The sequence below is a fragment of the Streptococcus oralis genome, assembly GCF_016028255.1.
GTDB classification, from domain to species: Bacteria; Bacillota; Bacilli; order Lactobacillales; family Streptococcaceae; genus Streptococcus; species Streptococcus oralis_AC.
Map to the genome: position 1 here is coordinate 1,457,047 of NZ_CP065707.1, position 17,198 is coordinate 1,474,244.

A 17,198-nucleotide genomic window follows, 5' to 3' on the forward strand; every position below is an offset into this window, starting at 1 on the left:
AAATCCCTACTCCTGATAGGATAATGTAATGCTGTCTATCTCTTTGAAATAGGTCTTCATCTTAAATAAAACCCTTATATTTTTATAGGGAACTCCGTCGCTCTCCTCTTCACTAGTGGAGGGCCTTTTTATTCCAAGCATATCATATAAATCAGCGGTTAATTCTTTTCTTTTATCAAATTCAAAATAGACATCTCCAATATACATACTTGCCGGATCAGAGATGACAGCCTTCACCAACGTTCCATCTAAAACAGAACATTCCTTATCACTTAGATTTTTCACCTGCACTGTAACTTTTGTATAATACTCTAAGCTATTATCATTATAGTCTTTGGCCAATATATAGCTTTCGCTGCTTTCTCCAGGTTGCAACTTGATCTTTTGAAGTTCTTCTACTGTGGTAGATGATAATTCGAAATGCTTATATAAGCAATCATCAAGTGTATCGCTTCCCAGTACAAAGGAGGTCGTGTTTACTACAAATACAAATCCCTTTGAATTCTCAGGGTGCGTTCGTAGTTGGGGTTCCAATTCTTGACGAATTTCTTCAAAAGGTCTTATGTTTAATTTCCCATTTTCTGCATTGCAAACTTGTCGATAAATACTGGTATCGATTGAACCATCAAGATTCCTCCTCGAGCTCTTTAATCGAATACCACTGATATCCATTCGTACCCCGAAACAATCAGTTTCATCTAAAATAGGATACTTCAAGCTAGTATAGTTGATAAAGTCCAGCATCTTGTCATAGGATTCTTTTAGCTGATCTAAATTTGTTACTTCTGTAGAATAGACAAAATTTACAGGATGCAGATAGGAAAGGACATCGTCACCTAGATTATGATTTTCCTTATATTCCGCAAGAGCTCTTGTGCAGAAGATTTCTTCAAAATCAGAATGAATAAAAGGTGATCCCATTGCTAGCCAATCATGGGACACACTACAAGTAAAGGGAATATTTGGATAACCCTTCAATGTCACAAACCAATAATAGGGATGCCTGGGATCTTCTTTCATCTCATAAGCATTTTCCCCATAGACGTTATTGAGATATCGAACTAGTCGCTCTTTGTCTTCTTTATGCAAAACACAGGCACTTAGTAGAAGGGCGCCAACTATAATAATAAATAGATAGGAAATTTTTTTAAATAGTTTCATATTTTCCTCTTCCTTGCTATCTAATCAATATTCTCTACGATAAAGGGACTTTTATAAGTTGAATTCTTTGACTTGCTTCCTTCTAATGATAGTATGAGTGGATAATAAATTCTTCACTTCTTCAACACTAGATCGACTATTTAAATTCGAGTAAGTTACACTCGATTGAGTAAACTCAGATTTGAATTGTATTTTTTCACACTTTTCTCTTGTAATTAACTGTAACTCACCGCACTCTATCATCTGCAATCTCTGCGATATAAAATACTCTCATCAAATAAATTTGCTCAAATCGTCAAATGAATAATCTTTATAGATTTGATTTGGTTTAAGTACAGAATCAGTTGTAACAGGCAAGTTTTCCAGTAATGTTTCCGCATTTAGTCCTTCTGGTAAGGAAATCAATTCTCCAGCCATGTTTTCCTGTCTATGCGCAGTAAATAGAAACTCCCCTTTTTCCCAATCTATTGCAAAATCATTCATCACTTCAGATTTGGATATGTCTAACAATTCTTCCTGTTGTGCTATAAAGTTTTCATAGATAAATTCATAAAGTGCTTCTTTATCTATTTTTACAACTCTAAGTATGTTAGCATCCATTGATTTTCATACTCCTTTTAAAGCGTGATCCAATTATTGTTTTAACATGAATTGACTTGATAACTAAAATTATAATAGCTCGACTTCAATACCAGCCGCATCGAAGATTACTTTCACGCTATCAAAATTGCTACTTAAAATAGTTGCTTCTTTCAAGTTTGGAAATTGTTGCAGTTCGGATAAACTGAGCTCATTCAAATCAAATGTTCCATCTTCTCCATCCCATTGCGGAATGATATTCATATAAATCTCATTTCCACCATCCATGTAAATTTCTTTGACCTCTTCAGCATATTTCTTAGGAATAGATAAGGCTTCAAAATACTCAAGAGCAGGTTTGATAACTTCCATGCTTTCAGTATCAATCTCTTCTGTACTGTATCGATCAGCAAAATCATAAATATCAAAGGATGGTTTCAATACTTGTAAATCGTACATTAAGACCTGAATGACGGCCAATTTAAAATTTAAATGATCAAAATGGAGGATTTGTTCAGAATCCACATTTGCTTCATCATTTTCTACATCAAGTTTCTTTTCAGAAACAGCCTGATTTTCTTTAGCCTTGTCATGTGACTCCTGATTGAACCGCTTGTTTCTTTTTCGCTTAAAAAAACTAAACATGATTTCTCCTTACTAAGTTTCATCTAAATAAATTTTTACTTTGAGGTATTCCTTGTCTTTAGCATCGGCAAAATCTCCGAGTTTCGAATATAGTCAAAGATGTTCTCATCAAGATCTTCGTCCCTATAAACTCTCTAAACTCTGCATTCTCACTAGTCGGCTTATAGAAAATATCTAAATGGACTTGATAAAATTCTTCATCATCATTAGGAACTTGTCGAACCATGGACATTTGGTCAGTGATCTTTTCTTTTAAAGATTGGACTAGATGGTTCATCGTTCTCTTTTTTCTAAGGGTTTACCTCTGGTATTTCCTTTATTATACTACATAAATAGAAAAAAGACTGGAACGAATGGTTGCCCATCATTACAGTCTTTCTCTTCTCATTTTTTATTGAATCACAAATCCTTTTGGTAAGATGACAAGCTGATTATCTAGTTCTTGACAATGACTGGCTAGCGCTACAGAATCACGGTCTACAAGATAGTTTTCACTTGATTGGTTAAAAATGGCTTGGACCTTTTGGCCATCATAATCCCATGCCAGAGATACCACATCTGGCTTGATTTCTTTCAGGCTATAGGTGCCATGTTGAATAATGTTTGTAGCATCCTTGCGAAGCTGAATCAATTTCTTCATGAAATGAAGCATCTCATTACTGTCGGAAACACGTTCCCAAGGCATGACACGACGACAATCTGGGTCTGGTCCTCCACCTAACTCTAACTCCGTTCCATAGTAGAAACACGGTGTCCCCCTTTGCAAAAAGAGGCAAGTAAGGGCAGACTTAACAAGTTGTACATCTCCTTTGGCAGTAGTCAAAATGCGCTCCGTATCATGCGAATCCAAGAGATTGAACATCACTTCCGAAATCTGTTGTCTATAGTACATAGACTGGCTATTGATCTCATCGATAAATTGAGGTGCCTTCTTAGTCCCTCGCAAGAAATAATCCTTGATACTATCAGAGAGAGGATAGTTCATGACTGCGTGGAATTCATCGCCATTTAGCCAAGGCCAAGACGTGTGCCAGACTTCTCCAAGAATATAAAGGTCGGGCTTCTTAGCTAAAACTGCCTTTCGAAAATCTCGCCAAAATTGATGGTCTACTTCATTAGACACATCCAAGCGCCAAGCATCGATATCAAACTCTTCAATCCAGTAGGTCGCAACGCTCAACAAATAGTCTCTCACTTGAGGATTTGCCGTATTGAGCTTAGGCATATAGCTCTCAAAGGCAAAGGTGTGATAAGGGAGTTTTCTCGGATTACCTAGCTTATCCTTGGTCACTGGGAACTCTTGAACATGGAACCAGTCTTTATAAATAGAATCTTCACCATGTTTGAGGACATCCTGCCACTGTGGAGATTGGTCTCCGATATGATTGAAAACAGCGTCCAGCATGATTTTCATACCTCTCTGATGGGCTTGATCCACCAGTTTACGGAATGTTTTCTTGTCTCCAAAATGACGGTCAATTTCAAAATAATCCGTCGTATTGTACTTGTGATTGCTTGGAGATTCAAAAATCGGACAGAGATAAAGTCCTGTAATCCCTAAGTCCTGCAAGTAATCCAGATGGTCAATAATGCCTTGCAAATCTCCGCCAAAGAAATCGCTCGTCTTTGGTTTGATAGAGGAATCCCAAGTTAGAGCCCCCTCTGGAGAAATCTCAGGATTTCCATTTGCGAAGCGTTCTGGAAAAATCTGGTACCAGATCGTCTTTGAAACCCAGTCAGGTACATGACAAGCATCAATTTCATGAATATAAGGAAGCTTAAAGCCGTTTCCTTCGTAATGAAGATTTTCGAGCGTGTTTTCAACACATCCCTTATCGCCATACAAGATACTCTGCCCTTGCTTATCCTTGAGTTCAAAGAGATACTGGAGTCGCGCATAGCCAACTGTAACCTCCACTTGCCAGTAATCAAACAAAGCATCGGAGGTAAGTTTCCTCATCTCCTTGATTGCTTCATAACGATCCTCTATAAAGATAAAAGGATCACCATAATGTAAGTTGATGCTTTCAATATCATCTTTCTTAGTCCGGATACGAATGTGCATTGTCTTATCCTTATAAAGATAAGCATACTCCGACTCTGGTCTATGGTAAATAGCTGTTAATTCCACTGTATTTGTCTCCTGATTTACTTTCATTCATCTGCGACGCAAACGTTTTCATAATCATAACTCCAGTATACTACTTTAAAATTTTATTTGCAAGGCTCGTTTGTATTTTCCAATAGTTTGTTTATGAAAATAAAAAAGCAGTAAATCTCACAACTTACTACTTTTTAAATGATGATTTACAAATGTCTTTCCAGCCATTCAATCTTCTTAAAATCTTTATTGCTATTTTGATTGTTTCGATAGGAGTCTTGAGAAGAAACTTTGTAAATACTTAGATACTGTTCCAGACTTGGAACACGAAAAGTGATGTTCTCAAGATGAATCAGCTCTATATCCGATTCCGAAACTCCTGCAAAATCAGGTAAGGAATCGATACTTCCAAATTCAACACTCAAGCCATCTTTTTGGAATTCATGCTCATGAATATCTATCAAGGTGTAGCCTAAGTGGTTCATAACTTTCATTATCTTGTCCCAGTCATAAATCCTGAGATGATCAGGCGCTTCCCATCCTCTAGGATCTCCAGGGACATGAATGTCAATGTCAGATGGCTCCCATTCTTCATTTGAACGGTATTCAAATCCCAAAGACCCCATAAGCGTCGGTGTAATTCCGACTTGGTTTAAATGGAAACAAATGGTTTTAAATTCTTCAAATAATAGACTCATGTTTACTCTAAACCTCAAATGTTAATTTCATCTAAATGTTCGTTTAAATGTTCGTTATTTCTACTTTATTATATTAAAAATCTTCAATAATCTCAATTCGAAAATCAGACATAGAATCTAAGTAAAAGGATGACTCACTTGCCTTGATAGTTAAAAATCAGCAAATATAAAAGATTTGCTGATTCAACATTATTTCATAGAACTAGAGATTTGTAGCTTTTATTCTAAGGTCTTATTTTAGGTTTCTGCTGCTTATGAAAAGGATTGGCTATCTAGATTATATCGTCGGCAGCTACTACACTGCACATACAACGGCTTCAAAGGATATAAAATCTGTAATTCTTTCCTTTCGAACATAAATTGATTCATTTTTTGTCACATTTTTTCTAAACTGAGTGACTACCTGTTAAATTATAGAAAATTGTTGTTTGATTTCAGACAGTTCTTGTAACTTTCTTTCCAAAACCACTGGATTCATTCCATTTTGAACTGCAATTTCATAATACTTATCAAACTCAGGATGATTATTTTGTTTTACAACTGCTAAAAGTTCTGCAAAATATCCCCAAACATTATTATAGCTCCTTGTTGAAGTATAATCTTCTCTTTTCGGCATCCACTGCAGTTTTACAAAATATTTGTAAAGTATCTTGCTCCATGTTTCTATATCATCATCATAGCAAAAAAACTTATTTTCAAACAAACTGCCGAAACGCTTATCCCAAAATTTTACATTATCAGGTAAATACCATGTATTACGGGTGTCACGACATATCAATTCTATTGCTATTCTTTCAAGTATTACAGCCGGATCTCCACCTACACAGTCATAACTTCCAGCAACCATGCTTTGTGAGGCTTCTTCTTTTAATTCTTCATAAGCTGTGCTGCTATCAAGCAAGACCAAAGCAATTTTGGCACGGTGACCAAATGCTTTTCCTGCACTCAATATTCGATACTTCTCAATTTGGTTCATAGTTCCTCCAGCAATTATTTTTCCTTATGTTGATTCATCTTTTTATAACAATTCCTTATACAGATATCACAATCCTCTCTAAGATTGATTTCTCTTAGTTACTTTTGTTGAATAAAATTATTTTCTTGATTGATAGAATTCCTTATACTTTGGATCGTCAGACTGGAAATATCGGTTGCCTACACCTTTTTGTTTGAGCAGATTCTTCCATAGTTCAAATGCTTCGTCTAAGCTTCCAAGTTCAAATTCATACTTTGCCTTCATGTGTTCAACCTCAGAATCAAACAAGTGCAGCTCATCATTGTTTTCGATCATTCTGTCCAACCAAGATTTTGCTATCACCATATCTCTATTTCCGATCGCATGCTTGAAAAAGCTTTTCGCATAGTTGTATCCCTGATTCCATTTTGTTCCCGACTCTGGAAAAGCGTTCCAACTTTGTTCTGCAAGAACGAATCCCTCCTCGAACTTGTTTTCGCCTATCTTTGTTACAGCTTCCTTACCATAAGCAATAACCTCTGCATATCTTTCATCATCCAACAACATCCTACATTCCTCCTCAAATTTTTATTGTTATGTTATCTTTTCAGTCACATGATTGCATTCGGTTTTATCTCAGCAAATACTAAACTATCTTTTACACAGTTACAACAAATGATTTCAATATTCTTTATATTTTTCTATCTAAACGTTAAATTATCCATCCTATTCTCTTACGATTATAACATTTATTATTCAGCATTATTCTTGTTCATATACCAACTTGGGATTATTCGGTTCATATAGTCATACCATTCCAAAATTTCCTTAGCTTGATTTTGCATTACTGCTACTTCCTCTTCTCCATAAGGAACAGCCCATGGAAGGGTTCCAACTAGGTTGCTTAGAATGTAAATTGCAAGAAGTTTCTAAAATAAATCCGGAACCTCGTCATCAAAATATCCATCTATCATACCAGATGCAAAAGAGGGAGATACTTGAGGTCTATCTTTTAAAAATTTACGAACTCCAAGAGAAGCAACTTTTTCCATAAAATCAAATTCAATTTTCTTAGAATCTAGCTTCTCTTTATCAGAAACACGCATAGCATAAACTTCCTCCCTGTGAACTATTGGTTTATACTGACATTCCTACTTGCCATACTCTTTTACTTTATCAGCATATTCAGTCAAAAGATTTTTTGAATATATTTTTTCATTACTTGAATTTCTAACTTCTTTCCAAAGAATAGAAGCTACTTTTAGTTTATTAGAGTAGTTGGCACTATTTTCGTCTGCACAGAAATCCTTTAGAAATTGATTCCATTGACAAACCGAATGATCATACTTGGCATAATCTGAATCTCCATAGTAAACTTTTAGCATATCTTGGATTGTAAAACTCAAATCATTTTCTCTTTTTACTTTTCTCCAAGCTGTCGCCATATCAGCAGTAAATTTAAATGGCGAAACATCTGTTAAAGTTGAGAAATATTCTCTAAAGTGTGCGTTAAAGGAGAATCCACACTCAAGTAAGGGCGTATCTAAAGCAACGACTTCTACTTGTTTCTTTTTCCTTTTTATTGATGATTTTTTAATCAAATTTCCCTTAAAATACTGCTCAATAATATCATTGAGTTCCTGTTTTGTACCTCTATATTCAAGTCCTAATGACCTGCATATCTGTGAGAGTTCATCACGATACCAATAGTATTTATTAAATTCATCAAAGGATGTGATTTTATCAACCCCAGGTCTACTCTCTATCAATATAACACCTCCTTAAAAACAGTTTAGGTTTTCATCTCAAAATAATGGAATTTTGGCTTCTTTATTTTGAGGATTAGCAACGTTTCACTAACAAACTCACACACTCAGCGGTTCGGACTTACCGTATCATCAGTGAAAAGACAATCCTCACGAAATAAAGAAAAATCCTTCGTTTTGATATTGTTCCATTCGTAAACTGAACCTACAACGTCTCCAACTATTGCTCCTAGCATAAGATTTGCCACCTTCTAAGTTTTTATAATCTACTCTCAACTTCTCTAGTATTCTTTTTTCTCCATAATTAAAATAGATATTTTTATAGCAATTCCTATGATAACAATACTGACAAAAAACATTCCAATTAAAATCATTAATCTCGAATTCTTTAAGAAAAACTCTACAACATTAGACAGTAAATCTGATTTTGCTTTAAAAAAACTAGACAGAGCAAATACTGTAAAGTATGTTATAACCATGATTAGCCTACCTTTTTCAGCACCGTACTTAAGGATAAACGGAAGTTGAATAGCTGATATCAAAATACTTGCAACTAATGTAATTAGTGAGATAAATATGATGCTGTCTATTAACATCTCTTTTTTTATTACCAATTGAACAAATAAACAAACTGAACCTACTAATCCAAAAACAAACGCAAAAAACAATTTACTTAATACAAAGCTACTCTTTTTAATCGGCATTGAAAAGGCAAATTGTTCAAATTTCGATTTCGTATCATAACCAAAAGCGATTGCAGTTAAAATTAACGGTATCATTGTACAAATAAGCGGTATCATAAAAATTTCATTTTCATACACACCATACACAATGAGGGCAATACAGAGAGCAATTGTTAATAGTAGTGTTTTCTTTAAAGTAGCTATATCTTTTAATATCAATGCAGTCATTATCTTTTACCTCCTTTCACAAAATAAATCATAATATCTTCGATAGATGGTTTTTGTAATCTGATTCCATCTGGAACAAGATTTCTTCTTACAAGCAACTCTTGTCCGAATGAGTGTATCCTTCTTCCAATTATGGCTTCCTCATCAAGATTTTCAACTTCTTCATTAGATAAAGTACAGATACCATAGTTTTCTTTGAGTTCATCCTTTGGTTCAACAAAAAGAACTTTACCATCATTGATAAAAGCAATATAATCCGCCACTTTCTCTAAATCTGATAGGATATGTGACGATATTAAAATTGTATGATTCTCATCTTGAATAAAGTCAAGAAGAAAATCTAAAATTTCCTCCCTTACAATCGGATCCAATCCACTCGTAGCTTCATCCAAAATGAGAATTTCTGCTTTATGAGATAAAGCTACTGCCATCGATAATTTCATTCTCATTCCACGAGAATAACTTTTAATAGCCTGTTTTTCAGATAAATTAAATTTTTTTATTAATTGATAGAAAAATTCTCTGTCCCATTTTGAATATACCCTTGAACAAAATTTTTCCAAATCAACAAGTGTCATTTCTTCCGGCACTAATAAATCATCAAACACTACTCCGATTTTATCTTTCAATTCAAGACTATTAGGATTATCATAACCTAAAATTTTAATTTCTCCTGAATCTTTCTTAAGTAATCCTAACAATAATTTTATGGTTGTACTTTTACCAGCACCGTTTTGGCCAATATAACCGACAATAGAGCCTTTAGGAATAGAAAAATCTATCGGTCCTAATGTAAAGCCATCAAACTTTTTAACCAAGTTTTTGATTTCAATAGCAAAATCACTCATATTTTCCCTCCATATAACTACTAAACATCTCTACCAACTCATCATTGGTAACACCTGCAATCGCTGAAAGCTCAAGAATATCTTGCATCTTTGATTCGATTCGTTTCAAATATTCTTCTCGAATAAGCTCTTTATTTTGAGCTGCAACAAAATTACCTTTACCTTGAACTGAATTAATGAAACCATCAAGTTCTAGCTCATCAAAAGCTCTTTTAGCAGTTATCATACTCACTCGAAGTTCTTTAGCTAAAAATCTGATTGATGGTAATTGCTCGCCAACCTTTAATTCTCCCGAAATAATCTGAGCTTTTATTTGATTTTTAATCTGTAAATAAATCGGATTATCACTTGAATTATCAATCTGTATATTCACCCTCCATATCCTCCTAACTATCCAACTGTTATCTCTGTTTCATCTGTCTATATTATACCATAACAGTTATATAAGTTCAATATTTAACAATCTGTATTAGACCATATTATTGTTTAAATTGATTACTTTTCAATTTGAATTTTTAATATAACAAAAAGCCTTACAATCAAGGCTTTTCTTAATCACTTTCGTTCACAGGTTTATACATTTTTACCATCAACAGCACAGGTCATAACTGTATCATCAGTGAAAAGACAATCCTCACGAAATAAAGAAAAATCCTTCGTTTTGATATTGTTCCATTCGTAAACTGAACCTACAATGTCTCCAACTATTGCTCCTAGCATCCGTTTCCTCCTTATGGCATATCAGATTCGTTACACATTTCAAATGAATCACTCTTTAAAAATGGCACCACCAAATCAATCCACTCATAAGGCAGGTAAGCTGATAAATAGCCGTGGTTATAGCCCTTTGCTTCATACAAAATTGTATTTGAATGTAGCTGATGAAATAATTTCGCTGATTCTTTCACACAGTTCAATTCTTTTTCACCATAGATATACAGAACCTGAGCCTTGCTAGCAGAAATCGTGTCCTTCAGCTTGTAACGTCCCATATATGTTTTGTAAATGGTCACCAATGTTTTGATAGGTGTCCTTGGTAGATCCTCTAGATAATAAGCTTTTATTTCCTCTGGATAAGCTAGTTTAGGATAGAGTTTGTTCATCATGCTTAATTGAAGTTTGCAAGAGAATTTATTGAACATCAGTTTACCAAATAGAGACACTAGAAAGATGTTGATTTTAGCTAACCTTGGTTGAGGAATACAGAGGCTTCCATCTATGATGGCCTTATCTGCAATTTCACTGTCTAAAGACAAAAGCTCCATGGCAATTTGACCACCAAGTGAAACACCACCGATTGCAAACAATTTCCCACCACAGTTTGCTTTGATATAGTCTAGAATCTCCAAAGCAGAATCTTCAGTAGAAGCATAATCAAGTTGATATTCCTCGCCGTGGCCATTCAAATTGGGTAGAATAATACGGTATTCTTTTGACAAGATTCGTGCTTGACGAAGATAATTCCACCAAGAACTGCCACCACCATGTATCAGTAAAATAGGAGGCAAATTCTTATCACCAAATTCATGGAATTTCATGTTTAAACTCCTTGCTGTAGAACTTTCACTAGATAAATACTTGTTCAATCAGTTTGAACAAGCAGTGATACCGCCTTAACATGATGCGTCTGTAGAACTCAAAAGGTTCTGGGAGTTCAAAGCTCCACTGGAGCTTTGAAGCCTCTCACCCTAAAATGAGAAAGCGAGAGGATTAACTATGTTTCTCTAGCAAACTTACACACTCGACGTGATGCGTCTGCGGAAAAAGATCCACCGGCTGGACTTTCTTCAATTCATATCCCAACTCTTGGTAGAGCTTGATATCACGCGCCATGGTTGCCACATTACATGAAATATAAGCGATGCGGTCTGCTCCTGTTTGATCGCTTGCTTTGATAAAGCTCTCGGTCAATCCCTTACGTGGAGGATCAACAAGAATGGCAGTTGGTTGAATACCTTCCTTGAGCCAATTCTTCATTGCATTTTCAGCTGTATCACAAACATAGTGAGCATTAGTAATCTTGTTCAAAGAAGCATTTTTCTGGCTATTCTCTACTGCTTCTGGAATCACTTCAACACCATAAACTTCCTTGACATGCTTCGCAACGGACAGTCCAATCGTTCCAATCCCTGAGTAGGCATCGATCACCACATCATCTTCTTTTAACTCTGCAAAGTCAATGGCCGTTTGATAGAGTTTCTCCGCCATTTGAGTATTGACCTGGTAAAAGGCTGGTCCAGCGATTTGGAAGTCATTTCCCAACATCTGGTCCGTAATGTAATCTTGACCATAAAGTGTGCGCCATTCTTTCCCAAAAATCGCATTGGTATTCTGGTCGTTGATATTTTGCATGACAGAGACAATCTCTGGGAACTGCTTGATGACTTGTTCAATCAATTGTTCTACTCGGAAAACTTTGGGACGTGTAGTCACTAAGATAACCATGATTTGTCCTGAATAATGCCCGCGACGCACAACAAGGTTCCGAATCAAGCCAGACTGTTCCGTTTCTTCATAAGGTTTTAAATCAAAACGACGAAGCAAATCTCGTAAAGCCACAATAACTTGGTCAATGACAGGGTCCTGAATGAAGAAATCTTCAAGGGGCATGAGGTCGTGCGAATTCTTACGGAAAAAGCCAGTTTCCAAGATACCATTCACTCGACGAACGGGCACCTGTGCCTTATTTCGGTACTTGACTGGATGTTCCATACCCAGCGTTTCAGCGACCTCTACATCTCTAATGCCAGCAATTTTGTAGAGACTGTCTTTGACTTGCTTGGTTTTAAACTTGAGCTGTTCTGGGTAGGCAAGATGCCCCAAGTCAGCAATTCCTGAACGCAGGTAAGCCAAATCTAAATCTTGGTTACGATGAGGTGATTGAACAAGGTATTCTTCAACTTTCCCAAAGCCAATTTTTTTATTGACTTTAAGGACACGCATAAGAATTTTCTCAGTCGGAAGAGCATTCTCTACAAAAAAGACCAAGCCTTCTACCTTGGCAACTCCTGCCCCTTCATGGGTCAAATCAACAATTTCAACTTCTACAATATCATTTTTCTTTAACATATTCTTCACTTTCTATCGGTCTAAAAAAAGACGGCAACATTTCTGTTACCATCTATTATATCATGAAATGACCTAAGCACCAAAACTCTTGAAGAAGTTGACAATGGCTTGCCAAAGGGAGCTAAAGAAGTTGCCCCCGTCTTCCAGCGCTTTATTGGCATCAAAGTTGAGATTGATATTTTTAAAACTATCTCCAGCTTGGGAAACAATACTTTCCTTGAGGTCATTTAGGGTTTTAGTGAAATCAGCATTGTTCAAAATGTCACTCTTTGAAAGGTTGAGTGCAAAATTGATGATGATATTGACCTGGTTTCCTGTTATAACCTGATCGAGTTTGTAGTTTTTTAGTGTGTCTTCTACAATTTTGCGAACATCTTCTTCTGTCAGATTGCCTTTGGCTTCTTTTGCCTTTGCGATTCCTGCCTTGATATCTGCCAAAGCGACATTGAGTTTATTGGCATCGTACCCTGACTTGTCCTTGTTTTCAGCATTGATATCTGATAAGGCTTTTAGCTCCTCTTGGGCCAAGTCTTTATTAGCTTGCGGTACTTTGGCACCATTGGCCTCTAACGAGTAGTAAATCCCTGCTAGGGCGCTCTCTCCTGTAACTGGAATAGGAGCTGCAACTGTGATTTTGGCATGCTCCACTCCCAGCGTCACTGCTGCGTTACGGTACATATCTTGCGTCACCTTGGTGATATTTTCAGGCGTTTCAATCTTGACTTCTAGAGGCGACTTATCCCCCAGCTTTTGAATCTTGGCTGATGAATAGAGCTGTAGACTAGCATCATTAGCCACATTCATAATTTTCGAATAGATATCAGGTGTCATAGTTTTGATATCTTTGGTGTCTTTTGATGCGTCATAGCCAAGTTTGCTAAGAGTTTGGTTTTTCTGGTCTTCAGATAGAGAAGAACCTAGGACATATTCGGGTTGTACATAGGTTTCATCGATTACTTTTTGAACATCAGTTGCTGCGTGGACACTCGTCATAGCTGTTACGGCCCACAATACTGCAGCACTTGTTAGAAAGAATTTCTTTCTCATGGGGTATTCCCTCCTTTACCCTTCTAGGTTAATAAAACAATCTTAAAGAAAGCTTATAGTGAAAAACACCTGGTCAAACCAGATGTTTAGAAGAAATTAAAGAATTTCATGATATAGAGATTAAAGCGAACCTGTCTCGAGTAGTAATAATTTCCACCATTTTCATAGAGTTCGGCTCCGTGAAAGATAGAAATAGGGTTGATATAGGTATAGGTCTTCCCTGTAGTATTACCAAGGATTGGAGCGACCGTTTCTCGGGAGTAACGCTTGGCTAGGGCCAGAGTATTTTCCTTGCCATTCTGAGCGATAAAGTCGATATAGGCAGGTCCAAAATTATAGGCTTGAACAGCGGTCCAGACATCTACTCCTTTGCTCTGTGCCAAATAGAGATTATCTGTTAGTGTCTGAACCCCTTGGCGAATACTAGAGGCATCGTCTTTGATGGTATTGGTAGCGCCACTAGCAGACTCACTAGACTGCATGACATCCCGCTCTTTTCCCTTCGTTTCCGTATAAATCATGGCGAGCACCAACTCTTCATTGGCTGGAGTATCTCTTTCGCTCAAGATTTCTCGCACCATGGGTTGGTAGGTCATGACTTGTTTAACATCCTGATGGATATGATAAGCTTTGTATCCTGCGAAAAGGAAGACTGCTAGCACAAGCACTCTTCTTATAAATTTAAACATTATTTACTTTGAATATCCTCGATATTTTTGATTAAGATAGAATAGGTTCCATTGTCATTTTGGATAAACTCAACAGACTGCGCATCTTGATAGACGTTATTGGGAACGATGAGTTCAATTCCATTTGACAAGGAAAGTTTTTGATTTTCAAATTTCTTGAGCTGACGACTGGCATCAATTTCATCAAACTGGACTGGTTCTGGTACGGCTTCCTTGACTTGGTCGATAAAGCTCAAACGAGCTGTCAGATTGTTGTCAAAAAGGTCATTAGCCAATTTTTCAGGTGACAGTTCATTGCTTTCTTCAAGATTGTTGAAAATCGCTGATTTGACCTTGGATTGAAATTGAAAATCATCTGTGTTAAAGGACTCTGCAATTCTCTGGGCCGTTTTTTCCAGTTCCTTGATGGATTTTTTTGGCGAAATCTTAGGTGCAACAGCTAGGAGATTTTCTGAAAAGTAGTTCAAAAAAGTCCCATTGTACTTGATGCGTTTTTCGATGAGATGGTACTTGCGGCTTTGAAGATTGACCACCAAAGCCTCATCAGCCCCCGTTCCAAATCCAGGCAGGTTATTCTGAGTCAGCTTGATTGGATTATCAACTTCTCCACCGAGGTGGATCAAGGTCTCGCGCAGGGCAATTCGCAAGAAAGCAAAATGTTCAACGCCTTCTTTAGAAAACTGAACAAAAACCAAGTCATTGGTCTTGAGATTTTCAGAAATGCTAAACTCCTCTTTCCATAGATTAGCCAGTGTTACTGATGTCTCCACCAAATCGTCTGTGATGTGATTGAAGAAGGGATTTTCTTCTTCGAAAATCCCAGTCTTAGCTTCATCTGAATACACACGTTCAATTTTTTTACGCAGGTATTCCTCGATTTTTGGAGTGATATTGAGAAACTTATCCGCTAGAAACAGCTCGGTTTCATCTGGGCTGAACTGATGGATAATAGCTTTCTTAATATAAATGTCCATAAAAGTATTAGTCCTCGTATAGTGGGAAGGCATCTGTCAATTCTTTGACCGCACTTCTCACTTCTTCTAATACAGCCTCATTTTCTGCATTTTTAAGGGTTTTAATGATGAGTTCAGCCACTTTACGGCTTTCTTCTTCACCAAATCCACGTGCAGTGATGGCTGCTGCTCCGATACGAATTCCACTTGTCTTGAATGGTGACAAGGTTTCGTATGGAATTGAGTTTTTATTTAGGGTAATATTAACTTCATCCAGCAAGTTTTGAGCCACTTTTCCGTTTTCTACAACCTTAGTCACATCCACTAGGAAGAGATGATTTTCAGTACCACCTGAGATGATACGGAAATCAGGGTCTTGCAAGAAGACTTCAACCATAGCCTTGCTGTTTTTGATGACATTAGCAGCATATTCCTTGAAGGCTGGGTCCAAAACTTCTTTGAATGAAACCGCCTTAGCAGCAACAACATGCTCTAAAGGACCGCCTTGAATACCTGGGAAAATAGCTGAGTTGATTTTCTTAGCTAGGTCCTCATCATTTGTCAAGATCAAACCACCACGCGGTCCACGAAGGGTTTTGTGGGTCGTTGTTGTAGTGATATGAGCGTATGGTACTGGGCTTGGATGAAGTCCAGCTGCAACCAAACCAGCGATATGGGCCATATCGACCATAAGCTTAGCCCCAACAGCATCTGCGATTTCACGGAATTTTGAGAAGTCGATAATTTGAGAATAAGCTGATGCACCTGCTACGATTAGTTTTGGTTTTACTTCTTGGGCTTGTTTCAAGATTGCATCAAAGTCCAAGAGTTCCGTTTCAGGATCCACACTGTAAGAAACAAAGTTGTAGGTTTGACCAGAGAAGCTAACTGGAGCTCCGTGGGTCAAGTGTCCACCTGCTGCCAAATCCATCCCCATAACGGTATCACCTGGCTCAATCAAGGCCATGTAAGCCGCACAGTTGGCTTGGCTTCCTGAGTGAGGTTGGACATTGGCGAATTTAGCACCGAAAATTTCTTTTGCACGTTCAATAGCTAGAGTTTCTACCACGTCTACTACATCAGTTCCACCATAATAACGACGTCCTGGGTAACCCTCGGCATATTTGTTTGTCAAGATAGACCCTTGAGCTGCCATAACAGCCTTGGAAACCACGTTTTCCGAAGCAATCAACTCGATATTGTTTTGTTGGCGTTCTTCTTCTTTGGCAATAGCATTCCAGAGATCAGCATCGTATGCTTTAAAATCGTCTTTGTCAAAAATCATAGGTCTTCTCCTTTATAGTGTGACTGGTCCTTTAGTTTTTTTTCAATAAGAAAATCAACTAAAAGATGCGAATAAACCGTTTCTGCACTTTATCACAAGTATAACCAACTTTTTCATAAAATGCATGAGCTCCCAGACGATGATCAGCAGAGTTTAAGCGGATAAACCCATAACCCCGTCTTTTTGCTTCTTGATCCAACCCTTGCAGTAAGTTTTTACCGATACCTTGCCCTTGTGCTTGAGGTGAAACCGCTAAGCCTAAGATATTAAATCCTGCTTTGGAATAGAGGGATTCATAAACTTCAGCATGGACATATCCAAGTAGGACATGGCTGACTTCATCCTCATAACCAAGTAGGAAATGATGAGAATCCTGAGACAGTCTAGCTAGTTGACTAGCTGTGTCCTCTGAACTAAAAGAGTAGCCCAAAGCCTCTTGGTTAATCTCACATATAGCATGCACATCTGTTTCTTGCAAATCTCTTAGCATC

The 17,198-nt window shown here is 37.1% G+C and carries 19 protein-coding genes and 3 pseudogenes; all 22 read right to left on the reverse strand.

All coding sequences use genetic code 11. The features are described 5' to 3' along the window. Window positions 1-6: 6 nt before the first annotated feature. Window positions 7-1,161: a hypothetical protein gene (locus I6G42_RS07140; RefSeq protein WP_038805283.1), complete on the reverse strand. Its 1,155-nt coding sequence runs from the start codon at window positions 1,159-1,161 to the stop codon at window positions 7-9. A gap of 273 nt (window positions 1,162-1,434) precedes the next feature. Beyond that, complete coding sequence (locus tag I6G42_RS07145) at window positions 1,435-1,761, reverse strand: hypothetical protein (protein ID WP_038805284.1); 327 nt, start codon at window positions 1,759-1,761, stop codon at window positions 1,435-1,437. Window positions 1,762-1,830: 69 nt separating this feature from the next. Further along, window positions 1,831-2,385: a DUF6892 domain-containing protein gene (locus tag I6G42_RS07150; protein WP_038805285.1), complete on the reverse strand. Its 555-nt coding sequence runs from the start codon at window positions 2,383-2,385 to the stop codon at window positions 1,831-1,833. Between the two features lie 12 nt (window positions 2,386-2,397). Then, window positions 2,398-2,620, reverse strand: a pseudogene (locus tag I6G42_RS10065) (hypothetical protein); the annotation flags it as partial. Window positions 2,621-2,776: 156 nt separating this feature from the next. Further along, window positions 2,777-4,516, reverse strand: coding sequence for a glycoside hydrolase family 13 protein (locus I6G42_RS07155; protein WP_038805286.1), 1,740 nt, complete (start codon window positions 4,514-4,516; stop codon window positions 2,777-2,779). A 176-nt stretch (window positions 4,517-4,692) separates the two neighbouring features. Further along, window positions 4,693-5,184, reverse strand: coding sequence for a phosphoribosylanthranilate isomerase (locus I6G42_RS07160; protein ID WP_038805287.1), 492 nt, complete (start codon window positions 5,182-5,184; stop codon window positions 4,693-4,695). A gap of 406 nt (window positions 5,185-5,590) precedes the next feature. Next, window positions 5,591-6,160, reverse strand: a complete 570-nt coding sequence (locus I6G42_RS07165) for a hypothetical protein (RefSeq protein ID WP_038805288.1) — start codon at window positions 6,158-6,160, stop codon at window positions 5,591-5,593. A 117-nt stretch (window positions 6,161-6,277) separates the two neighbouring features. Continuing rightward, window positions 6,278-6,706 carry a hypothetical protein gene (locus I6G42_RS07170; RefSeq protein ID WP_038805289.1) on the reverse strand — a complete coding sequence of 143 codons (429 nt, stop codon included), beginning with the start codon at window positions 6,704-6,706 and terminating at the stop codon, window positions 6,278-6,280. A 185-nt stretch (window positions 6,707-6,891) separates the two neighbouring features. Further along, a pseudogene (locus I6G42_RS10340) lies at window positions 6,892-7,140 on the reverse strand (phosphotransferase family protein); the annotation flags it as partial. 150 nt (window positions 7,141-7,290) lie between these two features. Then, the gene (locus tag I6G42_RS07180; RefSeq protein WP_038805290.1) at window positions 7,291-7,908 is read right to left on the reverse strand and encodes an SAP domain-containing protein; all 618 of its coding nucleotides are present in this window, start codon (window positions 7,906-7,908) and stop codon (window positions 7,291-7,293) included. 104 nt (window positions 7,909-8,012) lie between these two features. Next, complete coding sequence (locus I6G42_RS10070) at window positions 8,013-8,141, reverse strand: ADP-ribosylglycohydrolase (protein WP_080641294.1); 129 nt, start codon at window positions 8,139-8,141, stop codon at window positions 8,013-8,015. Window positions 8,142-8,186: 45 nt separating this feature from the next. Then, a complete protein-coding gene (locus I6G42_RS07185; protein ID WP_038805291.1) occupies window positions 8,187-8,816 on the reverse strand; it encodes an ABC-2 transporter permease in 630 nt (209 codons plus the stop codon). After that, window positions 8,816-9,664: an ABC transporter ATP-binding protein gene (locus tag I6G42_RS07190; RefSeq protein WP_038805292.1), complete on the reverse strand. Its 849-nt coding sequence runs from the start codon at window positions 9,662-9,664 to the stop codon at window positions 8,816-8,818. The genes I6G42_RS07185 and I6G42_RS07190 overlap by 1 nt, the downstream gene beginning before the upstream one ends. Then, the gene (locus tag I6G42_RS07195) at window positions 9,657-10,037 is read right to left on the reverse strand and encodes a GntR family transcriptional regulator (protein WP_038805294.1); all 381 of its coding nucleotides are present in this window, start codon (window positions 10,035-10,037) and stop codon (window positions 9,657-9,659) included. The genes I6G42_RS07190 and I6G42_RS07195 overlap by 8 nt, the downstream gene beginning before the upstream one ends. Window positions 10,038-10,255: 218 nt before the next feature. Beyond that, window positions 10,256-10,384 (reverse strand): annotated as a pseudogene (locus tag I6G42_RS07200) (ADP-ribosylglycohydrolase family protein); the annotation flags it as partial. Between the two features lie 11 nt (window positions 10,385-10,395). Beyond that, window positions 10,396-11,202 (reverse strand): alpha/beta hydrolase, encoded by an 807-nt coding sequence (locus I6G42_RS07205; protein ID WP_038805295.1) that lies wholly within the window; start codon window positions 11,200-11,202, stop codon window positions 10,396-10,398. 172 nt (window positions 11,203-11,374) lie between these two features. Beyond that, window positions 11,375-12,733: a 23S rRNA (uracil(1939)-C(5))-methyltransferase RlmD gene (gene rlmD / locus I6G42_RS07210; protein ID WP_038805296.1), complete on the reverse strand. Its 1,359-nt coding sequence runs from the start codon at window positions 12,731-12,733 to the stop codon at window positions 11,375-11,377. Between the two features lie 72 nt (window positions 12,734-12,805). Continuing rightward, window positions 12,806-13,780 (reverse strand): DUF1002 domain-containing protein, encoded by a 975-nt coding sequence (locus tag I6G42_RS07215; RefSeq protein WP_038805297.1) that lies wholly within the window; start codon window positions 13,778-13,780, stop codon window positions 12,806-12,808. 86 nt (window positions 13,781-13,866) lie between these two features. Beyond that, window positions 13,867-14,469 (reverse strand): lysozyme family protein, encoded by a 603-nt coding sequence (locus tag I6G42_RS07220; RefSeq protein WP_004240129.1) that lies wholly within the window; start codon window positions 14,467-14,469, stop codon window positions 13,867-13,869. Then, a complete protein-coding gene (locus I6G42_RS07225) occupies window positions 14,469-15,443 on the reverse strand; it encodes a nucleoid-associated protein (protein ID WP_038805298.1) in 975 nt (324 codons plus the stop codon). The genes I6G42_RS07220 and I6G42_RS07225 overlap by 1 nt, the downstream gene beginning before the upstream one ends. A 7-nt stretch (window positions 15,444-15,450) precedes the next feature. Next, window positions 15,451-16,707, reverse strand: coding sequence for a serine hydroxymethyltransferase (glyA, locus tag I6G42_RS07230; RefSeq protein WP_038805299.1), 1,257 nt, complete (start codon window positions 16,705-16,707; stop codon window positions 15,451-15,453). Between the two features lie 58 nt (window positions 16,708-16,765). Beyond that, complete coding sequence (locus I6G42_RS07235) at window positions 16,766-17,197, reverse strand: GNAT family N-acetyltransferase (protein WP_038805300.1); 432 nt, start codon at window positions 17,195-17,197, stop codon at window positions 16,766-16,768. Window position 17,198: the final 1 nt, after the last annotated feature.

Coding starts and splice junctions, on each gene's coding strand:
- I6G42_RS07140 (WP_038805283.1), bottom strand. CDS start 1,161: ATGAAACTATTTAAAAAAATTTCCTATCTATTTATTATTATAGTTGGC.
- I6G42_RS07145 (WP_038805284.1), bottom strand. CDS start 1,761: ATGGATGCTAACATACTTAGAGTTGTAAAAATAGATAAAGAAGCACTT.
- I6G42_RS07150 (WP_038805285.1), bottom strand. CDS start 2,385: ATGTTTAGTTTTTTTAAGCGAAAAAGAAACAAGCGGTTCAATCAGGAG.
- I6G42_RS07160 (WP_038805287.1), bottom strand. CDS start 5,184: ATGAGTCTATTATTTGAAGAATTTAAAACCATTTGTTTCCATTTAAAC.
- I6G42_RS07165 (WP_038805288.1), bottom strand. CDS start 6,160: ATGAACCAAATTGAGAAGTATCGAATATTGAGTGCAGGAAAAGCATTT.
- I6G42_RS07170 (WP_038805289.1), bottom strand. CDS start 6,706: ATGTTGTTGGATGATGAAAGATATGCAGAGGTTATTGCTTATGGTAAG.
- I6G42_RS10070 (WP_080641294.1), bottom strand. CDS start 8,141: ATGCTAGGAGCAATAGTTGGAGACGTTGTAGGTTCAGTTTACGAATGG.
- I6G42_RS07185 (WP_038805291.1), bottom strand. CDS start 8,816: ATGACTGCATTGATATTAAAAGATATAGCTACTTTAAAGAAAACACTA.
- I6G42_RS07190 (WP_038805292.1), bottom strand. CDS start 9,664: ATGAGTGATTTTGCTATTGAAATCAAAAACTTGGTTAAAAAGTTTGAT.
- I6G42_RS07205 (WP_038805295.1), bottom strand. CDS start 11,202: ATGAAATTCCATGAATTTGGTGATAAGAATTTGCCTCCTATTTTACTG.
- rlmD (WP_038805296.1), bottom strand. CDS start 12,733: ATGTTAAAGAAAAATGATATTGTAGAAGTTGAAATTGTTGATTTGACC.
- I6G42_RS07215 (WP_038805297.1), bottom strand. CDS start 13,780: ATGAGAAAGAAATTCTTTCTAACAAGTGCTGCAGTATTGTGGGCCGTA.
- I6G42_RS07220 (WP_004240129.1), bottom strand. CDS start 14,469: ATGTTTAAATTTATAAGAAGAGTGCTTGTGCTAGCAGTCTTCCTTTTC.
- I6G42_RS07225 (WP_038805298.1), bottom strand. CDS start 15,443: ATGGACATTTATATTAAGAAAGCTATTATCCATCAGTTCAGCCCAGAT.
- glyA (WP_038805299.1), bottom strand. CDS start 16,707: ATGATTTTTGACAAAGACGATTTTAAAGCATACGATGCTGATCTCTGG.
- I6G42_RS07235 (WP_038805300.1), bottom strand. CDS start 17,197: ATGCTAAGAGATTTGCAAGAAACAGATGTGCATGCTATATGTGAGATT.